Origin of the sequence: Psychroflexus torquis ATCC 700755, from assembly GCF_000153485.2 — a bacterium.
GTDB classification, from domain to species: domain Bacteria; phylum Bacteroidota; class Bacteroidia; order Flavobacteriales; family Flavobacteriaceae; genus Psychroflexus; species Psychroflexus torquis.
Window position 1 is genome coordinate 1,718,021 of the sequence record NC_018721.1, and the last position, 20,980, is coordinate 1,739,000.

General features: G+C 31.1%; 17 protein-coding genes and 2 pseudogenes. All 19 read right to left on the bottom strand.

Going from position 1 to position 20,980, the window contains the following annotated elements; all coding sequences use genetic code 11:
• Positions 1 to 575 precede the first annotated feature (575 nt).
• Positions 576 to 1,453: pseudogene (locus P700755_RS07410) on the bottom strand (IS1595 family transposase).
• Positions 1,454 to 2,072: 619 nt separating this feature from the next.
• The gene (locus tag P700755_RS19905) at positions 2,073 to 2,222 is read right to left on the bottom strand and encodes a hypothetical protein (RefSeq protein ID WP_015024087.1); all 150 of its coding nucleotides are present in this window, start codon (positions 2,220 to 2,222) and stop codon (positions 2,073 to 2,075) included.
• 18 nt (positions 2,223 to 2,240) lie between these two features.
• Positions 2,241 to 3,137: a glycosyltransferase family A protein gene (locus P700755_RS07420; RefSeq protein WP_015024088.1), complete on the bottom strand. Its 897-nt coding sequence runs from the start codon at positions 3,135 to 3,137 to the stop codon at positions 2,241 to 2,243.
• Between the two features lie 125 nt (positions 3,138 to 3,262).
• A pseudogene (locus P700755_RS20640) lies at positions 3,263 to 3,916 on the bottom strand (MBOAT family O-acyltransferase); the annotation flags it as partial.
• Positions 3,917 to 4,148: 232 nt separating this feature from the next.
• Positions 4,149 to 5,246 (bottom strand): DegT/DnrJ/EryC1/StrS family aminotransferase, encoded by a 1,098-nt coding sequence (locus P700755_RS07425; RefSeq protein WP_015024089.1) that lies wholly within the window; start codon positions 5,244 to 5,246, stop codon positions 4,149 to 4,151.
• On the bottom strand, positions 5,246 to 5,788 hold the full coding sequence (locus P700755_RS07430) for an acyltransferase (RefSeq protein WP_015024090.1): 543 nt from the start codon (positions 5,786 to 5,788) through the stop codon (positions 5,246 to 5,248). The genes P700755_RS07425 and P700755_RS07430 overlap by 1 nt, the downstream gene beginning before the upstream one ends.
• Entirely contained in the window at positions 5,785 to 6,201 is a 417-nt protein-coding gene (locus tag P700755_RS07435; protein WP_015024091.1) for a sugar 3,4-ketoisomerase, read from the bottom strand. The genes P700755_RS07430 and P700755_RS07435 overlap by 4 nt, the downstream gene beginning before the upstream one ends.
• 548 nt (positions 6,202 to 6,749) lie before the next feature.
• A complete protein-coding gene (locus tag P700755_RS07440) occupies positions 6,750 to 6,929 on the bottom strand; it encodes a hypothetical protein (protein ID WP_041758220.1) in 180 nt (59 codons plus the stop codon).
• A 102-nt stretch (positions 6,930 to 7,031) separates the two neighbouring features.
• Positions 7,032 to 7,349 carry a hypothetical protein gene (locus P700755_RS07445; protein WP_041758222.1) on the bottom strand — a complete coding sequence of 106 codons (318 nt, stop codon included), beginning with the start codon at positions 7,347 to 7,349 and terminating at the stop codon, positions 7,032 to 7,034.
• A gap of 353 nt (positions 7,350 to 7,702) precedes the next feature.
• The gene (locus P700755_RS07450) at positions 7,703 to 8,854 is read right to left on the bottom strand and encodes a glycosyltransferase (RefSeq protein ID WP_015024092.1); all 1,152 of its coding nucleotides are present in this window, start codon (positions 8,852 to 8,854) and stop codon (positions 7,703 to 7,705) included.
• A 12-nt stretch (positions 8,855 to 8,866) separates the two neighbouring features.
• On the bottom strand, positions 8,867 to 10,159 hold the full coding sequence (locus P700755_RS07455) for an EpsG family protein (protein ID WP_015024093.1): 1,293 nt from the start codon (positions 10,157 to 10,159) through the stop codon (positions 8,867 to 8,869).
• A gap of 27 nt (positions 10,160 to 10,186) precedes the next feature.
• Positions 10,187 to 11,059, bottom strand: coding sequence for a hypothetical protein (locus tag P700755_RS07460; protein ID WP_015024094.1), 873 nt, complete (start codon positions 11,057 to 11,059; stop codon positions 10,187 to 10,189).
• A gap of 257 nt (positions 11,060 to 11,316) precedes the next feature.
• Positions 11,317 to 12,366 carry a polysialyltransferase family glycosyltransferase gene (locus tag P700755_RS07465; RefSeq protein ID WP_015024095.1) on the bottom strand — a complete coding sequence of 350 codons (1,050 nt, stop codon included), beginning with the start codon at positions 12,364 to 12,366 and terminating at the stop codon, positions 11,317 to 11,319.
• 19 nt (positions 12,367 to 12,385) lie between these two features.
• Entirely contained in the window at positions 12,386 to 13,012 is a 627-nt protein-coding gene (locus P700755_RS07470; protein WP_015024096.1) for an HAD family hydrolase, read from the bottom strand.
• Complete coding sequence (locus P700755_RS07475) at positions 12,991 to 13,911, bottom strand: NAD-dependent epimerase/dehydratase family protein (protein ID WP_015024097.1); 921 nt, start codon at positions 13,909 to 13,911, stop codon at positions 12,991 to 12,993. The genes P700755_RS07470 and P700755_RS07475 overlap by 22 nt, the downstream gene beginning before the upstream one ends.
• Entirely contained in the window at positions 13,908 to 14,618 is a 711-nt protein-coding gene (locus tag P700755_RS07480; protein ID WP_015024098.1) for an acylneuraminate cytidylyltransferase family protein, read from the bottom strand. The genes P700755_RS07475 and P700755_RS07480 overlap by 4 nt, the downstream gene beginning before the upstream one ends.
• Positions 14,609 to 15,325 (bottom strand): HpcH/HpaI aldolase family protein, encoded by a 717-nt coding sequence (locus P700755_RS07485; RefSeq protein ID WP_015024099.1) that lies wholly within the window; start codon positions 15,323 to 15,325, stop codon positions 14,609 to 14,611. Before P700755_RS07485 ends, P700755_RS07480 begins: the two co-directional genes overlap by 10 nt.
• Before the next feature lie 418 nt (positions 15,326 to 15,743).
• The gene (locus tag P700755_RS07490; protein ID WP_015024100.1) at positions 15,744 to 17,282 is read right to left on the bottom strand and encodes an aldolase catalytic domain-containing protein; all 1,539 of its coding nucleotides are present in this window, start codon (positions 17,280 to 17,282) and stop codon (positions 15,744 to 15,746) included.
• 597 nt (positions 17,283 to 17,879) lie between these two features.
• Positions 17,880 to 19,679: an ABC transporter ATP-binding protein gene (locus tag P700755_RS07495; protein WP_015024101.1), complete on the bottom strand. Its 1,800-nt coding sequence runs from the start codon at positions 19,677 to 19,679 to the stop codon at positions 17,880 to 17,882.
• Positions 19,680 to 20,980 lie beyond the last annotated feature (1,301 nt).

The window sequence follows — 20,980 nt, forward strand, 5'->3', positions numbered from 1 at the left end:
GGCATTCGAATACTACCCCAATCGTCACTTTCAAATACAATTATTTTCCTATTGGTTTTCCAACCAGGAATATTGATTATATTTTTTTTAAATTTGGTTAAGATTTGCATTTCTGTGTTTTAATAATAATTCAACTTAAGCAGATCTCGGTTAAGTAATTCCTCTAATTGTATATTCGATTTTTTATAATGATTCCACAGCTACAATTTTAAGATAGCAATGAGCAAAATTTTATTACCTCGGTTTAAATTCAGAGATTTATTTGCATAAAACTTACATAATAAATTTCTGATTCTTAAACTTACGGGCAATTTTAGGCCAGCAGCTATTGTATGTTGACATAATAAACCTAGATAGTTGTTAACTTGAATTTTTGCTTTTTCAGAAGGGTCATACTCCTGAAATTTTCAACTATTCTTAGATCACTTTTTTGAGTATAGAAAAGCATCGTTTGTATATTTAAGTTTTTCAGGCTAAAAAACTTTTAGCATCATACTTTTAAACTCATAGAATAACAAAATTAATTAAAATTTATGTATGATAGATTTAATTTTTTTGAGTTACACACTTGGACTCTATTTTATATCTTTATGATAAATCGGTTTAGCTATTCCCATTCCTTCAATAGTCTTATGAAAAATACTTTGTTTGAATTGAGATCGATTAATTATAAAACAGAATTCGTCGAAATAGCTTTGCACATGCCATTTGCTAACATAAGTTGGTATAGCCCTTAACCAAGATTTCAACTGCATAATTACCACATGTAGTTCTTTAAAGTTTCTCCCTTTATTACTTAGTTTTTGCTCTATATCGTAGCTTTTATTAAGCGGAGCATAACCTCTCCATTTATCGGTAACGATTTTTGCTGAAAGACTTATATATTCTTTAAGTATTGAAATTAATGATTTCGCTGAATTATCATCTAAAGACTTAACGTACACTATTTTTATTTGATGTTTTACGTTTAATTTTACTACTATTACTGCCTTTTTCTTTTTAGAACCATAGCTTCTGCTTTGCTTTTTTTCCCTCCTACAATAAATTCATCAACATGAACTATTTCATTTAGAGAATATTTTTGACTACTCTTCATTGATTTTCAAACTTTCTGCATAATATACAAAGCTGTGACTTGTCAAATATCATATCTCTTCCCATTTGAATACTAGAAACACTTTTAGTTCTCGTACTTATCTCAAATACGACACAAAATACCTTTTGCAAACCAAATTTTACTTTATGAAATAAGGTGTTTGCTGTGGCATTTTCGACATGATTGCAACCGTAGCAATGATATATAACCCGCTTTTTCACAGCCTTTGGTATGATCACATTTCATACATTTAAAACCATCTTGCCATTTAATTTTAGCTAAATATGTTTTACAAGCATCATCATTTGGTAGTTCATTTACAAAACTAGGTATATTTTGAACTTTGAATACTTTCATAACCATTGTTTTTATTGAGAATAAGATATGGAAACTAAATGACTAACTCAATAAATTGATTTTTTTGAGTTGGGGTTTTTAACCAATACTTCAATAGTATATAGCTTGAAAACAAATCATTAATGTAAATCTTCAATTAAACTATAATATATTTTATCATAATGAATTAATTCTATAGAGTCAGAAGATGTTTCTATTTTCTTTTCTTTTCTAATTCTGATATTGGGTATGTTTTTTATTAAAATCTTACTATACCATAAACCTTTAAGAGATTTTGAAAATGGGATTTTATGAATGATTATTGAAATTTTTTGTTTTAAAGTCATTTCCTTAGAATATCGCTGTCTATTTTTGTTTTTTGAAATATTTGCTTTTTCAGGATTAACTTTAATAATATTATCCTCCTTAAGATTATTGATTATTTCATTTAATCTATAATAACCTGTGATTAACTTGTTGTAATCTATTAAAATTATTATGACTATTTAAAGCATCTACTACCAGTTCGAATTTATATATTTCACAAGTTTAAATAATTATTTCCTCAGAAATTGGAACATTAACATTTTTATTGAGATCTCTAATTATTAACTTTAAAATATAGTCTTGACATCAGAAACTAGCTTTTGAGTAAATCCATTTTCTTTTCATTTCTAGGTAGAAAGGCACCATAATATTTAATTTTTTGATGTTTTAAGTCTTGAAAGAAAATCTGTAAAGAGGATGTTGTTGTTTTTGGAGAACCCAAATACAAAAATAAATTAGCCATCTTAACGTTTTTTAAAAATTATTTATTTCGTTTATTATAATAGATTGCAATAGGATAAAACAGCAAACAAATTAGTTTATTTGAGTTTTTTTCTATTTTAGGTAATATCTGCCAAATGGACTTTCCTGATAAAATACCATGAGAAACACAAGCACCAACCCCTCTATATCTTCTCTTTTTATTTTTAATATGATATTGAAATTCATTCACCCAAGTTACATGATAATTAAAAGTCATATTTGGGTTAGACTCTCTATTTGAAGTTGCTGTTATTGAAGTTTCAACGTTTGTATAATATGTCCTTAATACTTTGTTTATAAATATACTTTGGTATTTCATACCAAATTTCCCCCACAACCATGAGCTTGATTGGCCATTTGGTTTTTTTGTTGGTAATGGATAAAATTCCCTTAAATAGTCTGTTTTCCAACATTGAAACTTTTCAGCCTCATTTCCGAGGTCAAAAAATTGTACCCAATAATTAGAAATAAACTCATCTTTAGGATATTTTTTTCCTACGAGTTTACCAGTCTGATCTTTAGCTAAGGCATATATAGAACCAATATTTGGACTATTATATTTGGTAAAAAGAGAATCAAATGTTTCTAGAGCATCTTTGCTTATTTCATCATCATGCCCATAAAGAATAAAAAATTCACCATTAGCATCACTTATAGCTTGATTAATATTATTATACAAACCTTGATTTTTTTCTAAATCATGAAAAATCACAGGGAAATCTACTGTTTCTGAGAATTTCTTAATTTCATGACTAGTTTTATCAGTTGATGCATCATTTATCACATACCATTCAAAATTCTTAAAAGTTTGCTTTTTAAGACTATCAAAAACCCTCTTTATAAATTTTTCTGAGTTATAACAAGGAGTAACAACTGTAAAACGATATTTTTTCATTTATAATGTATTTAAATTTCATAGAAATTTATGCTTAAACTTCTATTTTCAATATTTCCTATTTTTTGATTTTATTCTGTCAATCTATCCAATTTAATGGATAGCTTCTTTACTCCAATTTCTGACAAATGATTGGAATATTCAGCACAATTATCAGCAATTACTACTTTTTTAAATAACCCTAAAAGTATTTGTCTTAGTCCGTCTGCTGCTAAGTTAGAGTCAAATTTTCTTTTTTTATAGAACTGAGGAAGTAAATGTGTCGCCCATTCAATTGGCCCTGCAACTAATAAAGGAAAAAAACTAACAAAAGCAGAAAATGCAATAAGATCTTTTGTTGGTTCTAAGTTTTTTTTGTAAACATCTATGTTATAACTTAAGGTTTGAAATGTATGGAAACTTATTCCTACAGGTAGTATTATATTTAATCTATTTGGACTTATTTCTTGACCAAAAAATCAAAATACTGTGATAAAATTATCTAGAAAAAATATTATAATATTTGAAAAGTCCAAAAAAAAATTAATTAAAATACTAATGCATAATAAAAATTTTCATCTCTTTATATATTCATTTTTTAATAATCTTCCTACAGTATAATCAACTAATGTACTGGAGACGATTAAAGACAGGGATTTCCAATCCCTCCAGCCGTAAAACAGATAGCTTGCAAATACAATTAGTAAGTTCTGCAGTTTTAAATTTTTATTAGTTACAAACCAATAAAGTACAAAAACAATAGGTAGAAAAAACGCAAAGTCAATCGAGTTAAAAAACATACAAATCTTGTTTTTTTATATTTGAAACTAGCTATTGGAGTTTAGTTCGGTGTAAAAAAGTTTAAGATGAACAGAAGCTTAAGTTATAATCTAACGACAATTAGTTCATTTTAAAAAATAGTGGTTTTTACAGAAATAATTGTAAAAATGATTTAATATTAATAAGATAGCCTTTTACAAACCCTTCTAAGCAGTAAATAATTTGTTGATACAATTAAAATATGCACTTAACTTAAAAATCATTTAAAACTTTTATTACTTGATCTTGTTCTTCTCTAGTAATTACTGGACTTAATGGAATACTTAATACTTCCCGGTGTATTTGCTCCGTAATTGGGAAACTAAAACTATTCCAAGCTTTATAAGCTTGTTGTTTATGTGGTGGTATGGGGTAATGTATAACCGTCTGAATACCATTTACAGTTAAGTAGTCTTGAAGCTGATCTCTTTGTTCACAGCGAATAACGAATAAATGAAAAACATGATTGACGGTCTCTTTGTCCCATTTTGCTAAATTGATTTTGGGATTGGTAATGTGTTTAGAATAATAAGTCGCTGCTTTGCGACGCTTTATAATATCCTCATCTATATATTTCAGTTTAACATCAAGTATTGCAGCCTGTAATTCATCTAAGCGACTGTTAATACCTGGCAACGAATTATGATATTTTTTTTCACTCCCATAATTTCCTAATTGACCTATGAGTTTTGCAAGTTCCTTATCATTAGTGGTAACTGCACCCGCATCTCCTAAGGCCCCTAAATTTTTACCAGGATAAAATGAAAAACCGGCTGCTATGCCGAAACTACCTGCTTTTTTTCCATGCTCAGTCCGAGCACCATGTGCTTGTGCAGCGTCCTCTATTAATAATAAGTGGTTTTCTTCACAAAAGCTACTTATATCCTCAGCCAGTTGTCCATACAAATGAACACTTAAAATAGCTTTGGTACTATGTGTTATTTTTGATTTAACTCTATCTAAGCTTAAATTAAAACTAGTCTCATCAGGCTCTACTAAAACAGGTATTAAGCCGTTTTGAGTTAAAGCTAAAATACTTGCTATATAGGTATTTGCTGGCACAATGACTTCGTCACCTTCTTCTAGCTTTCCTTGTAAAATTAAGCCTCGAAAAATTAGAATTAAGGCATCCAATCCATTGGCAACACCTATACAATGATTGACACCGCAGTAGTTTGCGAAGTTAATTTCAAAGTCTTCAACTGCTTTACCTTTAATGTACCAACCTGAATCAATTACTTTCTTAATAGCTGCTTCTATTTCAGATTGGTATTGTAAATTAATGGCTTTTAAATCAAGAAATTTTATCATTATTTAAGTTTAATTAAATTTTCACTTTCATATTTATAATTGAAACCATCTTCACCAAGCAAAGCAACACTTACTCTAATACTATCAGGAGTGATATAACCAATTAACTTAGCTGGATTTCCTATGACAACTTGATGTGCTAAAACATTTTTAGTTACTACTGCGCCAGCACCTATCATTGCGTATTTACCTACGTTTATACTCGGTAAAATAGTAGCGTTTGCTCCAATTGAAGCAAACTGTTCAATGATGATATGTGGAAATTCTACTGGATAAACTTTTGATCTTGGTTTTTTGTCATTTGTAAAAGTTACGTTTGGTCCAATAAAAACATTGTCTTTAATTCTTAAGCCATCCCATAGTTGCACACCAGACTTAACGGTTACATTATTACCAATTTCAACATCATTTTCCACGAACACATTACAATTTATATTGCAATTTGAACCTATTATAGCCCCTTTCAAAACTACCGAAAATTGCCAGATATCTGTATTTTCACCTATCGATTTGGATTGCACATCTGCTAGATTATGTATCATTTGAATTTGTAATTTATAAATTCATCAAAGTCTCTTATATAATCATCTTCAACATAAATTTCAGATGCCAAACAAAGTAAAACAGCGTTATGAGAAAATTTAATTGTCCTCCAATACATTTTCGGTATGTACAATCCTTTTTCAGGTGAATCTAAAATAAAATTTAGTTTTTCTCCATTTGGATTAATTAACTCGAACTCAATTTTACCACTTACAGCAAAAATACACTGCTGCAAAACTTTATGGGCATGATGTCCTCTTGTAACTTGGTTAGGTGTATAATACGTCCAGTATACTCGTTTAATTTCAAAAGAAATTTGATTTTGATACTCAGCAACGGTTATATAACCTAAGTCAGAACTACCTATTGACTTTAAGTTAAATACATGCGGTTTGTTTGATTCTTGTATCACTTAGTTATTGTTTTTAATATTATTGTGAAATGTAATCTAGATTAATTTACAGCAACTCAAGTAAATTTTACAGCTGTTTTTTTATTAATTTAAATACTTTGCAAAAATGCTTTGATATATTTATTTCTTTTACTATTTTAATGTATATATCTATGTGATTGGATATGTCTTTGCTGTTTGATCATCATATTTAATTTAAACAATTGACTTTAAGAATATGATTTGATTTATATTAAACTTTAAATTGAGAATTTGTAAATACTGTAGTTTTTAGTGAATTTATTTAAAGCAGCTAAAAAATTGCGTCCTTTTCATCTACACTAAACCAAATTAACGTTTAAGAAATTATATCAGCTAATCATCCACTATCTATAAACTCAACGACTGGGTATTTCTTAACCAATTGTTGTAAAACCTCTCTCAGCATTGCTAGGTTTTATCTTTGTGATTTTGGTCTAGCCTGCCTGCATAATTAATACGATGACTTCCAATAATGGCAGGTTTTTTTTGTCAAAAGCAGTTTGTATTTCTTTTAATGTTGAATTAACTCAGTCTTTATGCGGAGCTAAATAAGGTTCGAAAAAGCCATTCCTAGGCGCATGGATGATACCACTAGATTTATCTCTTTCACCTATATAATGAGGTTTCCTGTTATAATTGGTTTTTTTATAATGCCTTGGCTCATATTGTAACTTGATGCCTTGCAGTGTCTTTATTTCTGCTAGCATTAAGTTAGGATGAATATCTGAATGCCATGTATAGGCTAGAATAATAAAGCTTTTTGTTTTAAAACTAAATTGGTTTTAAAATTTTTTCGCACTGTCTAACACCTACTTTTTATGGTAATCGATTTCAGCTTCCACATTATAAATATCTAAAGATGCTTGTAAATTTAAACGGTTTTGTTTTACGAGCGCTTGATAAGGAATTCCCCAAGTTTCCAAATCAAAAGCTTTTAGCAATTCTTTATTTCCTGCTCTTAGTTCAGCTAACCACGCCAAGGCATGAAGATGTTCTCTACCATGTAATTGAGGTATAAATAGTTTTTTTTGTACCCCGTTTTGCCAAAGACCAAATAAATCTTCTTCTTGGCTATATTCCTTTAAGGTCTCTGTAAACTGTAAACGGTTTGTAATAAAATTCCTCAAAATTTGAAGCTTTATTTACCTCGAAAGCGGGTTTGAAACCCATAGGCAGTTAAAAGCAGGATTTCTTTTAGCATCTTTAGCCGAAACAAGCACATCAAATAAAGCTGTTATATCCTCAGCTTTTAAACTACTGTCTAATTGAGTGTATAGAACACTGGTTACCACACTTATTATCTCATTTAATTTATCTGGTGTTTTTTTATCTTTAGTTCTTATACTTCCCCAATCGTCTGATTCAATGATTAGAATTTTACTTTGGATTCGCCAACTTGGAATATTAGATAGGTTTCTGATTATATTTTTTAACCTTAAAATCTACTAATTTTTAATTCTTTTTCAATCAAAAGCTGGATTCAAGTCTTAAATATACGATCCCATTTTTTATAAGACTCTTCGTAAGAGAACTTAGTTACGTGTTCATAACCGTTGACGGCTAATTGATTCAACTTAGAAGAGTTCATTATCAAATCTTTGGTTTCCTCTACATATTTATCGATATTAAAAGGAGTAACTAAGATGCCATTTTCATTATGTATCACAATGTCTAGAGCCGCTGCATACGAGTTAAAGAGCACTGGCACGCAACCAAAGCTTTGGGCTTCGACCAAGACATTTCCAAAACCTTCATACGCAGAAGTCATGTGAAAAATTTTAGCTCTTTTATAATATTCGTTGGGGTTATCTTTACCAAAGAAAATTACTCTGTCTAGCTTATGTGCTTTGCAAAAGGCTTCCATTTTGTTCCTTTCTTCACCATGCCCAACTACCCAGAATTTCCAATCTGGAATTTCACCATGTAGCTTTTTCCAAATTTGTAGCAAAAGGTCCACTCTTTTCTGAGGAACATTTAGACGTCCCACGAATAACACGATATTTTCTTTATCTAAAGTAGCAATATCTAATTTCGGCCTTTGGAAAGGATTTCCTATACCGAAGATTTTAGCATCAAATTTTTTAAGTGAAGGTGCTAGAAAAAAGAGTTCAGGCTTAAATCTTTCAGATAGCATCACGAAAGCATCAGTGTTTTTAACAATAAAACGCAGTTCAATATTTTGTTTTAAAATATGGTATCCTAAAATAAATTTTCTGGTAAGGAAGATATTTAAAAAATCTATTTTTTTACTTTTAAACAGTTCTTTTATAATGTCTTTATGGTTGCCATAGAAATTGAGCGGGTTGATCCGCAAGGTATTGATCATCTTTGTTTTTAATGGTTTATTTTTAAGTAGTAACTTGGTTAAACTCAAAGAATATCCCTTTTGATTTATAATAAAATCAACAGCCTCTTTTTCTAAAATAATTTTTAATTGATTTTCATCTTTTATATTAATATAATAAAGTGTGATCCCTTCAAAATCTTCTTGTGCAGTGGCGTGGTTTCCAACAGAAATAATAATGGAATAGTGTTGGTTTGATTGAAAAATCTTAGCTAACTTAGATGAGCTCCTTTGAACCCCACCAGCATTTGGATCCAATTTTTGAGTTAAAAATAGTGCAATATTCATAGTCGATTAGTTTTATAAAAATATTCCTATAGCCGTTCGTATTGAAAAGTCGTCATCTCCCAAAAACCAAGACACCTGTGGAAGAAAGACAGAAAATAGACTAAAATTTTCGAGTAAATAAGAAACTTGAAACAAAAACATCGGGATAGAGAAAATTAAAAACAAACTCAAGCCTTTGTTTAGGCAACTTATACTCTTTCTACTCCAATTGCAACTTTTTAGAGTTAACTGTAAATGAATGGCTGCAGCCAAAATAAAAAGAGAGGCTATCATTTTTGCTCTACCTTGTATTGATGGTGAGAAGTCTAAAAAATTGGCGAGAGTATATATACCAATTCCTACTGAAATAAGAGAAATTAAATTAGGATCTGCTCGTTTATTCAAATAAAAAAAGAGTAATATTAAAGTTAAACCTACAATATTAAAAGTCTGATAGAAACCTGGCCCATACCTTTTATAAAAATTTTGACTCCCTGTTTCTTGCTTATCATTTCTTTCACTATATCTTTCAGCATCTGCTTCCGAAGCTATAACATTTGACTGTGTCTGATTTTCAACTAACGATGTTTGAGGCAAATAAGACTCTATGCTAGTAAAACTAAGGGAGGCAAAAAATGATATTATGTATACTGATATTAAGATATACTTTCTATATCTTAATAAATAGGCAAAGGCAGCGGGGATTATAAAAACCACATAAGAAAAGTGTACAATTATTGAAAACAGGATAATGAAAAGATATTTTTTCTCTTTTGTTAAGGCAAAGCTGTAGGTTCCATAAAAGAAAACCCACATCCCTGTCCACATACGTATGGAATTTAAAGCACCAACACTCCTTATAAATAAAAACAAAACTATAAAACCAATTAGAATAGCCCCTTTTTTTGTGGTTAAGTGGTTCTTCAAAACCAACAAGACCGATTTAGTGAAAAAATAACCCAATACAAAACCAGAAAATACATGAATTAATTCTGGGGCTTGTAAAACGGATGCGGACAGATAGGAAATGCTATGCATGTAAATATCTTTTGCTCCTTCCACTTGCTGAAGTGCTAATAACTGAAAGGTTTGAATAAAAAAGTCTGCTAATGAAAGATTGAGGTATTCCTCTTTCGCATTCATAAGGTGAGAATGCCCATCTGAACCTGGTCTGTAAACATATACACTTCCTACAATTCCCATAAATAAGGTCCCAAAAAATGTAATAAATTTTTCGCTTTTACTTTTTAATAAGATGATGATACCAAAAAGAGGGGACACTAAAAAAAGTAATATTAAATTACCTTTTTGAAAATTATTCGTCATTCTAAATTTTAATTTGTGTGCTATATTTTATTTATCTGGCAAGATACTCAATAGCTTTTCTTGGATGCTAAAATAGTCAATAGCCATTTGGAAACGTTCTAAAATTACTTCAGTTCCGGGTTGGTCTTTAGGTTTAGTCTCGTTGTTTTGAGGTATGGCTATTCCTAAATTATAGGAAGTAGGTACTCCCAAGCAGAGCTGTTTTGTATCAACTGCATGTGCTGCCGCCCAGAACCAAAAATCAGAGCCTCTACCTGGCACAATACGATGGACAGCTTCCATATGGAGTACACGTTCATCTAGACTCTTTGGCGGATAATAAATGCCTCCCCATCCTATTAAATATACCTGCTCTGATGGGGTTGTTTTTGAAGCGGGAAGTTTTTCCCTGTAATACATGTGTACTTTGCTATCTTTTTTAAGCATTGCCTTACCTACATAGCCAATAACTGAATTTGGTGATTTCTTAGCTTCTGTAATTAATCCTTCTAGTAAATTTGGATGATAAATAATATCATCATCTAAAGTGATAATACTAAAGTGTGGATATTTCTCGATGACTGGAATCAATTTTTTAACGGCATAGGGATTGTCTTTTACCCATAAAATTTCTAGTCCTAAATTTTCAAGCTTTATTAAGTGCTTTGGCAAACCTTGTGGGTAATCCTCTTCAGATAAGACCAAGATCCATTTTTTAGGCAATGAATTTTGCCTTTTTAAGGCTTCATATACGGCAGTTAATAAAGGGTCTCTTTTCGGGTAACTCGCGATGGAGACCACAAAATTAGCTTCAGGATTTACGCGAAAAGGAGTTTTGTTCACTTTGGCTAAAAAATCATATTTTTTAAAAATTAAGAAGTTTCTTATCGTAACTAATTTTTGTTTTAAAGTTTTTACCACTTTTTAAATTATTTGTAGATTATTATTCTCTAAAGTCTTTACAAAAGCATGAAGGGATTCTTGATTCTCAATTTCTATGACTTTTTTAAAATAATTTTGACATTTATTGCTGTAGACATCCGCGAAAATATTCAGCAAATATTTTGAATATTATGTTGTTTACCATTATTAATAGGATCAAAATAAAATATTTTGTTTTAAAGAATACTCTCTCTAGCAGTGCCTTAGAATTGTCTGTAATTATAAAATAAAAATTATTATTTTATAATATTTATAACTAATTTATCAAAACCATTAATTGAGTCAAATCTTGTTTTTTTTTTGTTTTTCATTAAATGGATCATGGAATAACCATCATGACCAAATATGCTGGCATACATGAGTAAGGATGAAACAAAGCCTACCACTTTCAAGTTTTGAGAGTTTAAAAAAAGCCCTTCTGCTAAAGTGTTATTAGGAATAATATTAAATTTAAAACCTAACTCATCTAGCAAGCCTGTTAACCTTGAATCCAGATCTTTTTTAGATGGTCTCAACTTTAGGTATATTTCACTATTATCTTTCGCAATAACAAGCCTCTTGAAAGTGAGTCCAAGAATTCTCTTATACTCTTCATCAGTTATTCCATATTTATCGGGATAGGTTTCCTCAACTATTACAATAGCATTATTTAATTGAATTGATGATGATAGTATATTTAGTTCTTCCTTGTCGAAATTGGGCTTAACCTGAATCTTTTGGGCAGAATTGATTTCTGGGTAGCAATAATTGCTTAAACAATAATAACTTCTAGTTTTTTCATATTGATAGGACTGCGAATGGTATGGTAGTGAATGCAAGGCTGAGGTATAGCCACGAAGTAACCTAAGGACTTCTCTTAAAGTGTTAGGATATGTTTTGTTTCTGAATTGATCTGAAACAGCAGTTCTTGTAAAATCCTCTAAGGATTGGGGTAACATATAGCTGTCGGTTCCTTCTTCAAAAAAATGAAAAGCTTTACAATTTTCATGAGTCACCAATAACTTTTGGTAAGTATGCATGATATCAACATAGGCTGTAAACTTACTTGAACCAATTATATCTTTAACGTAAAAATCAAATGCTTTTCCAACATTAAAACTAGCGAATTTAGACCACCAAGACTGGTTAATCTCTGAAAATGCCGGTATCACCATACCAAAGGGGATAGGTAAGGTATAGTTTGATGAAATAACCACCACATCTTCTTGATTCAATTTTTCCTGACTTACGATAGAAAAGGCCATTAGAAAAGTGATGGGTGAATGTATAGTGAATATGTGCTTCATATTATAGTGTTCAGGAATCTTAATTGCGAAACTTTAACTCTACATCGCTCTTAGCCATTAAGCTGCGGTTAGTATTGTACGCCATAAAATATATATTATTAGCACGTGCCGCTTCATAATCATTTATTGCATCTCCAATTAAAAGAGTCTTAGATAAATCATAAGCCATCGCTTTGAGTAAATCTTTAACAATTTCATTTTTAGGCTTTGGAGAACCATGAATACTGATGAAATTGTCGGATATGCCTAATTTAGAACATAAAAATCTTAATTCTTCTTGGTCTGAACCTGAAGCAATATGGAAGTTATATTTTTCTACATTACTTTTTATGAAGGAAACTGTTTCTTCAATAAGTATCTCTTTATTCGTCATCAGTTCTTTCATTATTCTACTGAACTTTTCTGCATAAATTTTAATTGTTTTGTCATTTACATTTTCTTTTCTAATTTCTTCAAAAAAGTAATGAAATTTCACATACCTAGAGAGTCCCCCATTTTCCCTGTGGAACTCAAGCAATGCTTTTACTTCATCTTTAGGAAAAGTCGCAAGAACCGCTCTAAATCCTTTTTCTCTAATGGAGTTTGATTCAACAATTACGCCATCAAAATCCCAGATGATATTTTCTATCTTTGGTTTTGCGCCCATGCTATCATTTTTTTTATACCTGTAATGTGTTTGATTTTAGGTTTCCACCCAAAATCTTTCATCAAACTATAATTAGAACCAAATATGCCGAATTGATCGCCCTGTGTCCCTTCAATTTCCTTTACCGATATATTACCTAAAACAGCTTTAATAGAAGTAATCATCTCCTTAACCTTCACGGGATATGCATTTGCCACATTGTATACACTGTAGGGATTTGATAAGTCTGTAGTTACTAATAGGGAAACCACTTCCACTACATCATCAATGTAAACTAAGTCTCTAAAGCGTTCTAGGCTTCCTTTTACTTTTATTTGGCCGTCTTTGAGGGCCTGTGCTAGATATATACTAAGCATACCTTGCTTTAGATTAGCGAGGTTCTGCCCGGGTCCATAAACATTAAACAGCCGCAATGAAACCACTTTTAAATCACTATTGCTATAAATGTTTAAATAGTGTTCACTAGCTAGTTTTCCAACGGCATATAAGGATTTAGGCATTGTAACGGATTCTTCTGTTACTGGCAAATTTTCATGGTCTCCATAAACAGACATACTGCTAGCATAAATAAATTTTCTTATGCCCTTAAGTTTGGCATAATTCAATAGAAGTAAGGTAGATGTGGTATTACTTTTTTGATCAGCTAATGGATCATTAAAACTCACTTCTCCTGAACTTTGACCAGCAAAATGAAGAATTGTGTCAACATTATAGTTTTGAAGTTGACTTATGGTTTCGGGATCACCACAATCTCCTTCAATTAAAATAGTATTCTTAGGTAAATTAGACCTGTAACCCGTAGAAAAATTATCTATAGTTAATGTCTTGAAACCCAAATTATTCAAGCTATGGGCTATTGCTGAACCGATAAAACCGGCTGCTCCAGTTATTAAAATCATACTATATTATTTTTTATTAACCACTCTTCAGATTTTTGAATATCTTCTAAGGAGTGAACATCAAAAGCTTCTTCCACTTCAAAATGTTTAATTTTATCTCCCATAAATGTCCATGGTTTTTGTCCTTTAGCTCGATCAATGGTATCTAGGTTTAATACCCAAAAATTATGGGAGAGAAAGTAAGCGGGTGTTAAATCTTGTCTATTAGTACTTATAAATTGATTTGAAAAATCAAAAAACGGTTCTAGATATCCATCCTTATTAAGTCTTTTACACCTAAAAGGGTGATGGTCCATTTCCTGATATACAGGGACTGCTGCCGTAGCATGATTATCATTTAAAAGTAACTCAATACAAGCATCTATCCACTCTGTTTTGATAGTTACAGAATTAGCAAGCATTACGACCAATATTTTGGGTTGAGCGCCATTTTCAGTCATTACTTTTAAGGCATGGTCTATGGCATCAATATGTTGAGAAGTAGGAAGAGCTAGTTCTTCAGGTCTTTTTATGCGCTTATATTCGTAAGTTTCTGCTGCATTTAAAATTTTCTCACAATCACTAGATACCCAAAGTGAATTAATGAATTTTGAACTTTTAGCGGCATTAGCTGGATATGAAAGCAAGGGTCTTTCCAAAACTGGAAGAACATTTTTATCAGTTAACGTATTGTTGCCCCTACCTGTCAGTAAAGCTGCTATTTGCATAATTCTGATTTTAGATTTTTTAACCCATTTATAAACAAATTGATATCTACTGAATAAGCAATGTAATCGAAACCATTATTCACTAAAAATTGATAAGTCTCTATAGTATCTGCAAAGGAACCTAATCTGATATTTTTAGATTTTGCCATATCCTTGATTTTCATTATTTCTTTTTTAACTTTTGGGTGCGAAATTTGGCCTGGAAAACCCAAAGATTGTGATAGATCATAGGGACCTATAAACAAAATATCGAATCCTTTTAAGGATAAGATCTCCTTCAAATTTTCAACCCCTTCTTTACCTTCAACTTGTAAAATTAAAAGATTTTTATTTGATTCTGTGAAATATTCTGCTTTGTTTTTTTCACCATAAGAAGCTGCAGAAACAAATCTACAAACCCCTCTATTTCCAATTGGATAAAAGCGAGAAGCATCAATTGCTGTTTTTGCTTCTTCAGCTGAAGAAATATTAGGGACTTGAACACCAAGAGCTCCTGCATCAAGAGCTGAACCTATCAAATTATGATTATTTCCACTCACTCTTACTATTGGGTTGATTTGACCTGCTTTAGCAGCTCTTATATGATCATAAAGCCTTTCGCGTTGGACTGGTCCATGCTCTTGATCAATAATGACAAAATCTAAACCAGACAAACCAATTGCTTCAATAAAAGAACTGTCTGTTGTTTTTGAGAATATCCCTAGCATATTTTTAAATTTAAAATCGAATGTAATTATTCTTAAGCATCATAAAGCAAACCACCTGTTTGACTAAACAAAAAAACTTGTTTTGGCAGCAATAATTTATAGTTAGTGTCTGGTTGGAAACTTAACAATATTAAAATAGACTTAAAAAAATCTGTTTTAATATTGTTCTTGTCAGCTTATGTTGCATTTTAACTGGTTCAATACTACTGGCAAGCTTTGTGCAGCGTAATGACATGTGGCACATCTCCTATATAAATAGAATTAAAATATTTCTGATCCTGAAAACAATATGGAATTAAAATTTTCTATTTAAGACCCAACAATAGATATTTAATTCTGCATTAATTTTAATGCTCAGATCTTCAAATAAATATCTTGACCCAACATGTTTAAACTAGATTATGTATATATGTATATTCTAAATTTTAGAATATACAGAATCTCCCTTAAGCTCAGTATATTTTGTTGGAGTAAGGCTTACTAATTGAATGTTAAAATGATCTTTAATCTTAGAAAATAAGTGCTGGTTTTCTAAAAACAACTCTTGTTCTTTTTCACCTATATGATTTCCACTATACCCATCATATCCTGTTATGAACACCTTTTCAATTTTTAATGCCAATATACTTTGTAAAGCTAATGCTGTATGAGAATCTCTGTATAAGTCTGTAAACTCAACGCTTTCCAATTCAAAAGCATTATCTGTTAAGGATTTTGGAATATATGTCCCCATTTCTCTAGGATATGGAGGTAAAATACACTTCCCTTTGATATTACTACCTTGAAAAACTTCTTCCAAACGATGACCTTCATTACCCACTAAGCAAAAATATTGGTCATTAGGTACATTCTCAAAGGACAAGGCATTTTTAGAACTTGCATGAATTACTATGATATTTGGATTGTTTATTAAAAAACGATCTATGGATTGTGTGTGGCTTGTGGCACTAGGACCACCTCCAACAATTAGTGCTCCCGCATAGGTTTTTTCTTTACCAAAGTCTAATTCAGGCAATTTAGTGTTGTCAACCTTACCTTGACTTTGGTTATTCAATGCACGTATGATCGAATTAAATGAGTAGTACCGCTTGCTTACCCATTCCATGACTTGCTTTTGCGGAAGGGAATTGGCTCCAGAAACCATATAGGGTAAATTTGTACCCCATTCATAGTGTTTTTGTAATTTTGTAAAATCATCTACTGTTTTACTTAATTCATTGTATGGAAAATCCAGTAGACCTTTTGCATTTAAAACCGTTAGCAACAATTCTGTTTTAAGATTACCAGCACCGCGACCCATTCCAGTTACAGTGGCGTCTACTATATCTATCCCTTCATGAATAGCCGTTAACGTATTGGCCAATGCCATTTCTAAGTTATTATGACCATGGAATCCTAGTTTCACTTTGGTCTTAGAACGCACTAATGCAATAGTGTCTTTTACGTCTTGAGGATATACTCCTCCAAATGAATCCACCATATAAAAGTAATCTGCAACTTCGTCTACTTTTGGAATTAATTCTAAAAATTCTTTTTCATCTGCCCAAGTGGACATATACATCACATTGAACGCTACTTCAAAACCCAAACGTTTTACCTCCGCCGCTAAACTTAGAGCACGCTTAAAGTTTTTAGGATCAATTGCCATTCGCACCATTGTAACTAAACCTGTTATAGGACTCAGTAAAGATTCTGCATCTGCTGCACGCACATCTTTTTCGTTCAATATAATCACAAGCTTTTTCTGACTAATGCTTTTTAAGCGCTGAAGTGTTTCTACAGGACAATAGAAATATTCTCCCAAATATTCTCCCATGGGTTGAGAACGATAACCAACTTCTAAGTATTCTACTGGTAGTTGATTAAAACTTTCTAAATAGGTTTTAACGATGTCTTGGTCAAAATCCCAATTGGTATAATAACCACCATCTCGGATGGTACAGTCAAGTATTTTCATATTAATTTAGTCTTGAATTTTTATTCCTTGAATTTTTAACTATAAGATTTAAAATTTTATCAAAAAATTTATCACGTAATTTTTATGCTCATCTTATTTCTTAATGAATTAAAACTAGTGTTCTATTTTAATATTTTCTTATGAAAAATAAAGGCTCTTTTTTTATTTTTTGATTTGTTTATGAGTATTAAAAATATCCACATCAATCATATGCATTAGAGTTTAAGGATTTTTTTTAATTCTAACATATTTTAGAGCAGAAAGGTTAAGTATATAATCATACTTTTTATCTGATTTTATAAAAGCATTATACTCTAATGATCTAATGTGGAAGTTTGAAAATCAGCTTCTATATAACCAAAAGAGTTGTGGATATTTTTTACTAGCCTTACTAGATTTTCTTTTTAATATTTACTTTATATAATTTAAATGGATTTTTTTTGAATATTTATTTAGTTACAGCTTGTTTAATATAATCGGCTTTACTAAGTATGAGAAAAAATTACTAACAAATTTTAATCTTCGTTAATAATGTTTTGAAATATCATTTTCAAACAGTTCTTTATTTCGACCTGCAAAAGCTATAGTTTCATTTTTTTATAATTGTTGACTACTAATCATTGTCGCAAACTCAGATGAATTTTCAATTAGTGTTTTATAGTCACCTTTTGCTTTAATCTCACCTTTATCTAATAAAACTATTTGATCACAAGTTTTGACAGTACTTAGTCGATGGGCGATCATAATTATGGTATATTCTCCTTTTAAATCATCAATACTTTTTTGGATATTTTTCTCTGTTTTGGTGTCCAAAGCAGAAGTAGCTTCGTCCATAAGCAATATATCTACGTCCTTGTATAATTCTCGGGCGATGGATATACGTTGCTTTTGGCCACCACTTAAAGTCACCCCATTATTACCTATCCTCTCCTCTTCCTTATCGGATAGATCACTTATAAAGCTACTCAGTTGTGATTTTTTTATAGCTTCTTGAAACCTTATTAAGTTTTCTTCATTCTTTTGGTCCCATAAGGTGACATTATTAAACAAAGTATCATCAAATATAATAGGTTCCTGAGTGATATAGCCAATGCGTCTTCTATAATTTACTAGCTCTATGCTGTGTATTGATTTTTGATTGATCAATAAATCTCCGTTGCTTGGTTTTAACAAACCTGCGAGAAGGTTGATTAAAGTAGTCTTCCCCGAACCACTTTCTCCAATAAACGCGATACTTTGTTTTGGTTTAATATTTAAATTTATGTTTCTTAAGACGGTGTTCTTTTTATTATAAGAGAAGCTAAGGTTTTTAAATTCAATGTTTTGAATTGAACTTACTTTATCATCACCATTTACTTCAGGGGAAGCTTGTAAACTTTTAGTAAAACTTTTCATATTATCTATAGAACCTGAAAAGCTTAAAAACTTGTTGTAAGACGTTTGTATGCTTGATAGTGCTGTTAACCCCCTGTAAAAAAATAATAAACTCAACATAATTGTAGCTAAGCTTCCCTCTAATAATTCAACTTGTATTAAAATAACAGCTACAACAACTCCAATCATAAGAGGTTCTCTCATTCCTAACATAATACTGCTAAGTATGCCCATTTTTCTAGTAATAAACTCTATTTCATTAACTTTTTCTTTTAAAAAACGTTTGTAATCTATAATACTGGCAGTCGCTTTTAAATATTTATAAAAAGCTACGGATTGAATAATAAAACCCTGGAATAAATTATTGCTTTTCACTAAATCAAAAGATAAGAGTTTTGTCTTTTTGTACATAGAACTAAATAACAGGTTTGTTAAAAAACCTCCCATAACTATTAACATCGCAAATTGTGGACTAGATATAACTGCTAAAGCGGCATAAGTCAACAACATGACAGATTGCTGAAGCATATCACTATAGGTTCTAAAACTTTGCATTACTCTTTCCACTTCGCCACTTAATGTATTTTGAATTTTACCAGCATCAGCACTGGTAAAAGCTTCATAATTGTAATTGACTAATGCATCAATGTTTTCAAATCGTATTCTTGAAATAAAATATTGTTGGTATACCACTCTTAGATACCGTTCAAAGAATTTAGCAAACCCTTTGCCTACAAAAAAGACAAGCATCGTCATCAGCACTACAACTAAATTTAATTCCAATCCAATGTTGTTTAAACCCTCTACAATAAATCCAAAATTCCCTAAAGCACTTGAACTTGCCTCTGCTTGATCTGAGGCAATCATACTTAATAAAGGTATAAACATAGTTAGCCCTAAACCATCTAGAAGACCTACCAAAATACTGGTGATTAATAAAAACCACATTCTGTATCCTAGATAAGAATAATAGTATGCGAAAGAACCCATGTACTTTTTAATAATATTTTTAATTAATTTCATTAAAGTTCTTGCTTAAAGAATTGTAGTATGTTATACTTATATAGCTTCATATATTTTAAGCTTGAAGATTGGCTTATATCTCGTGCATTTTTTTTCTTAGATTTCGACTTGTTTGCCAAACTTTGAGATCTTCAAAGGTCTTGATAGCTTTTTGAAGCGAGATAACCGCAAACATCCAGCAGCTAACTATTCAAAAAAATCACTGCTTCGCCTTACTGGATCCCATAAATGGGTCAGATGAGGCTTTTCATGTTTTACTCTAGAGCTTCTTGGTTACTCAGCTTTAGAATTGGCTAAAATACACTTGCTATGTTATGCGAAAGTTGACTAAACGTTAGTTTTATAGGCAATTTATATTTAACGCCTCATGACCTGCAAATAAAAGCGTTTTCTTAAAGAAAACAAAAATAAAGTGGATAATTTTTTGATGAATCTTGCTGCGTCTTAAGGTGGCGGTTGTTTTTTTGCTGTATTGTGAAATTATTTGATGAAGAGATGGGTGTCACTTCGAGCCTGTCATTCCGTGCAAGGCTATAGCCGCGATGCGAAATCTTTGTAGGTAATGTTCTAAATATTGAAAAAATCTATCTCAATGTGGCTTCGATACACCTCGTTACAAAAAAGCGGGTCACTAAGCCACCTATTCACTATTGTCATTCCGACAGAGAAGTTCTTTTTACTTCGACAAGGAATCTTTCCTATTCCGTTCAAGGCGATAGCCGCGATGCGGGATCTTGTCTTTCCGTGCGAGCGATAGCGAGATGCGGAATCCTTATAAGTGATGTAATTTCTTGTTTAATTTCTGGATAAAATTAGTGCTTTTATTCATTTTTTCCATTGATGAAAAAACGAACCAAAAAAATCTAGGCTTACGAAATTCTTCCTAAAATTATCGCTTATCCTCTAAATTTTAAAAACTCGGCTTAAAACAGCCTCAGACAGTCTAAAATTTTACGAGGCTTTTGCTTCAATTTTTACGGCTTAATTTAGTAGGCCGTTTTCTTTTTATTGATAAACTTGTCACTTCGAGTGATTTTCGATAGAAAATTGTATCGAGAAGTAGTTTGAAGTTTTACGTTTAATAAAGTTCTAGATACAAATTTCACTTTTTTCAAAAGCAAAATTCACTCGAACTGACAGAGTCTAAATATTTATTACCCTGAACTTGTTTCAGGGTCTAAGCTTAAGTTAATGAAGATCCTGAAATGAATTCATCATAACAAAACTCATTACTCACCTCTAACGACTATTAGAGCCTTGAACATTTATAGTAAAGCCGCGCAAAAAAAGTAATACTCAAA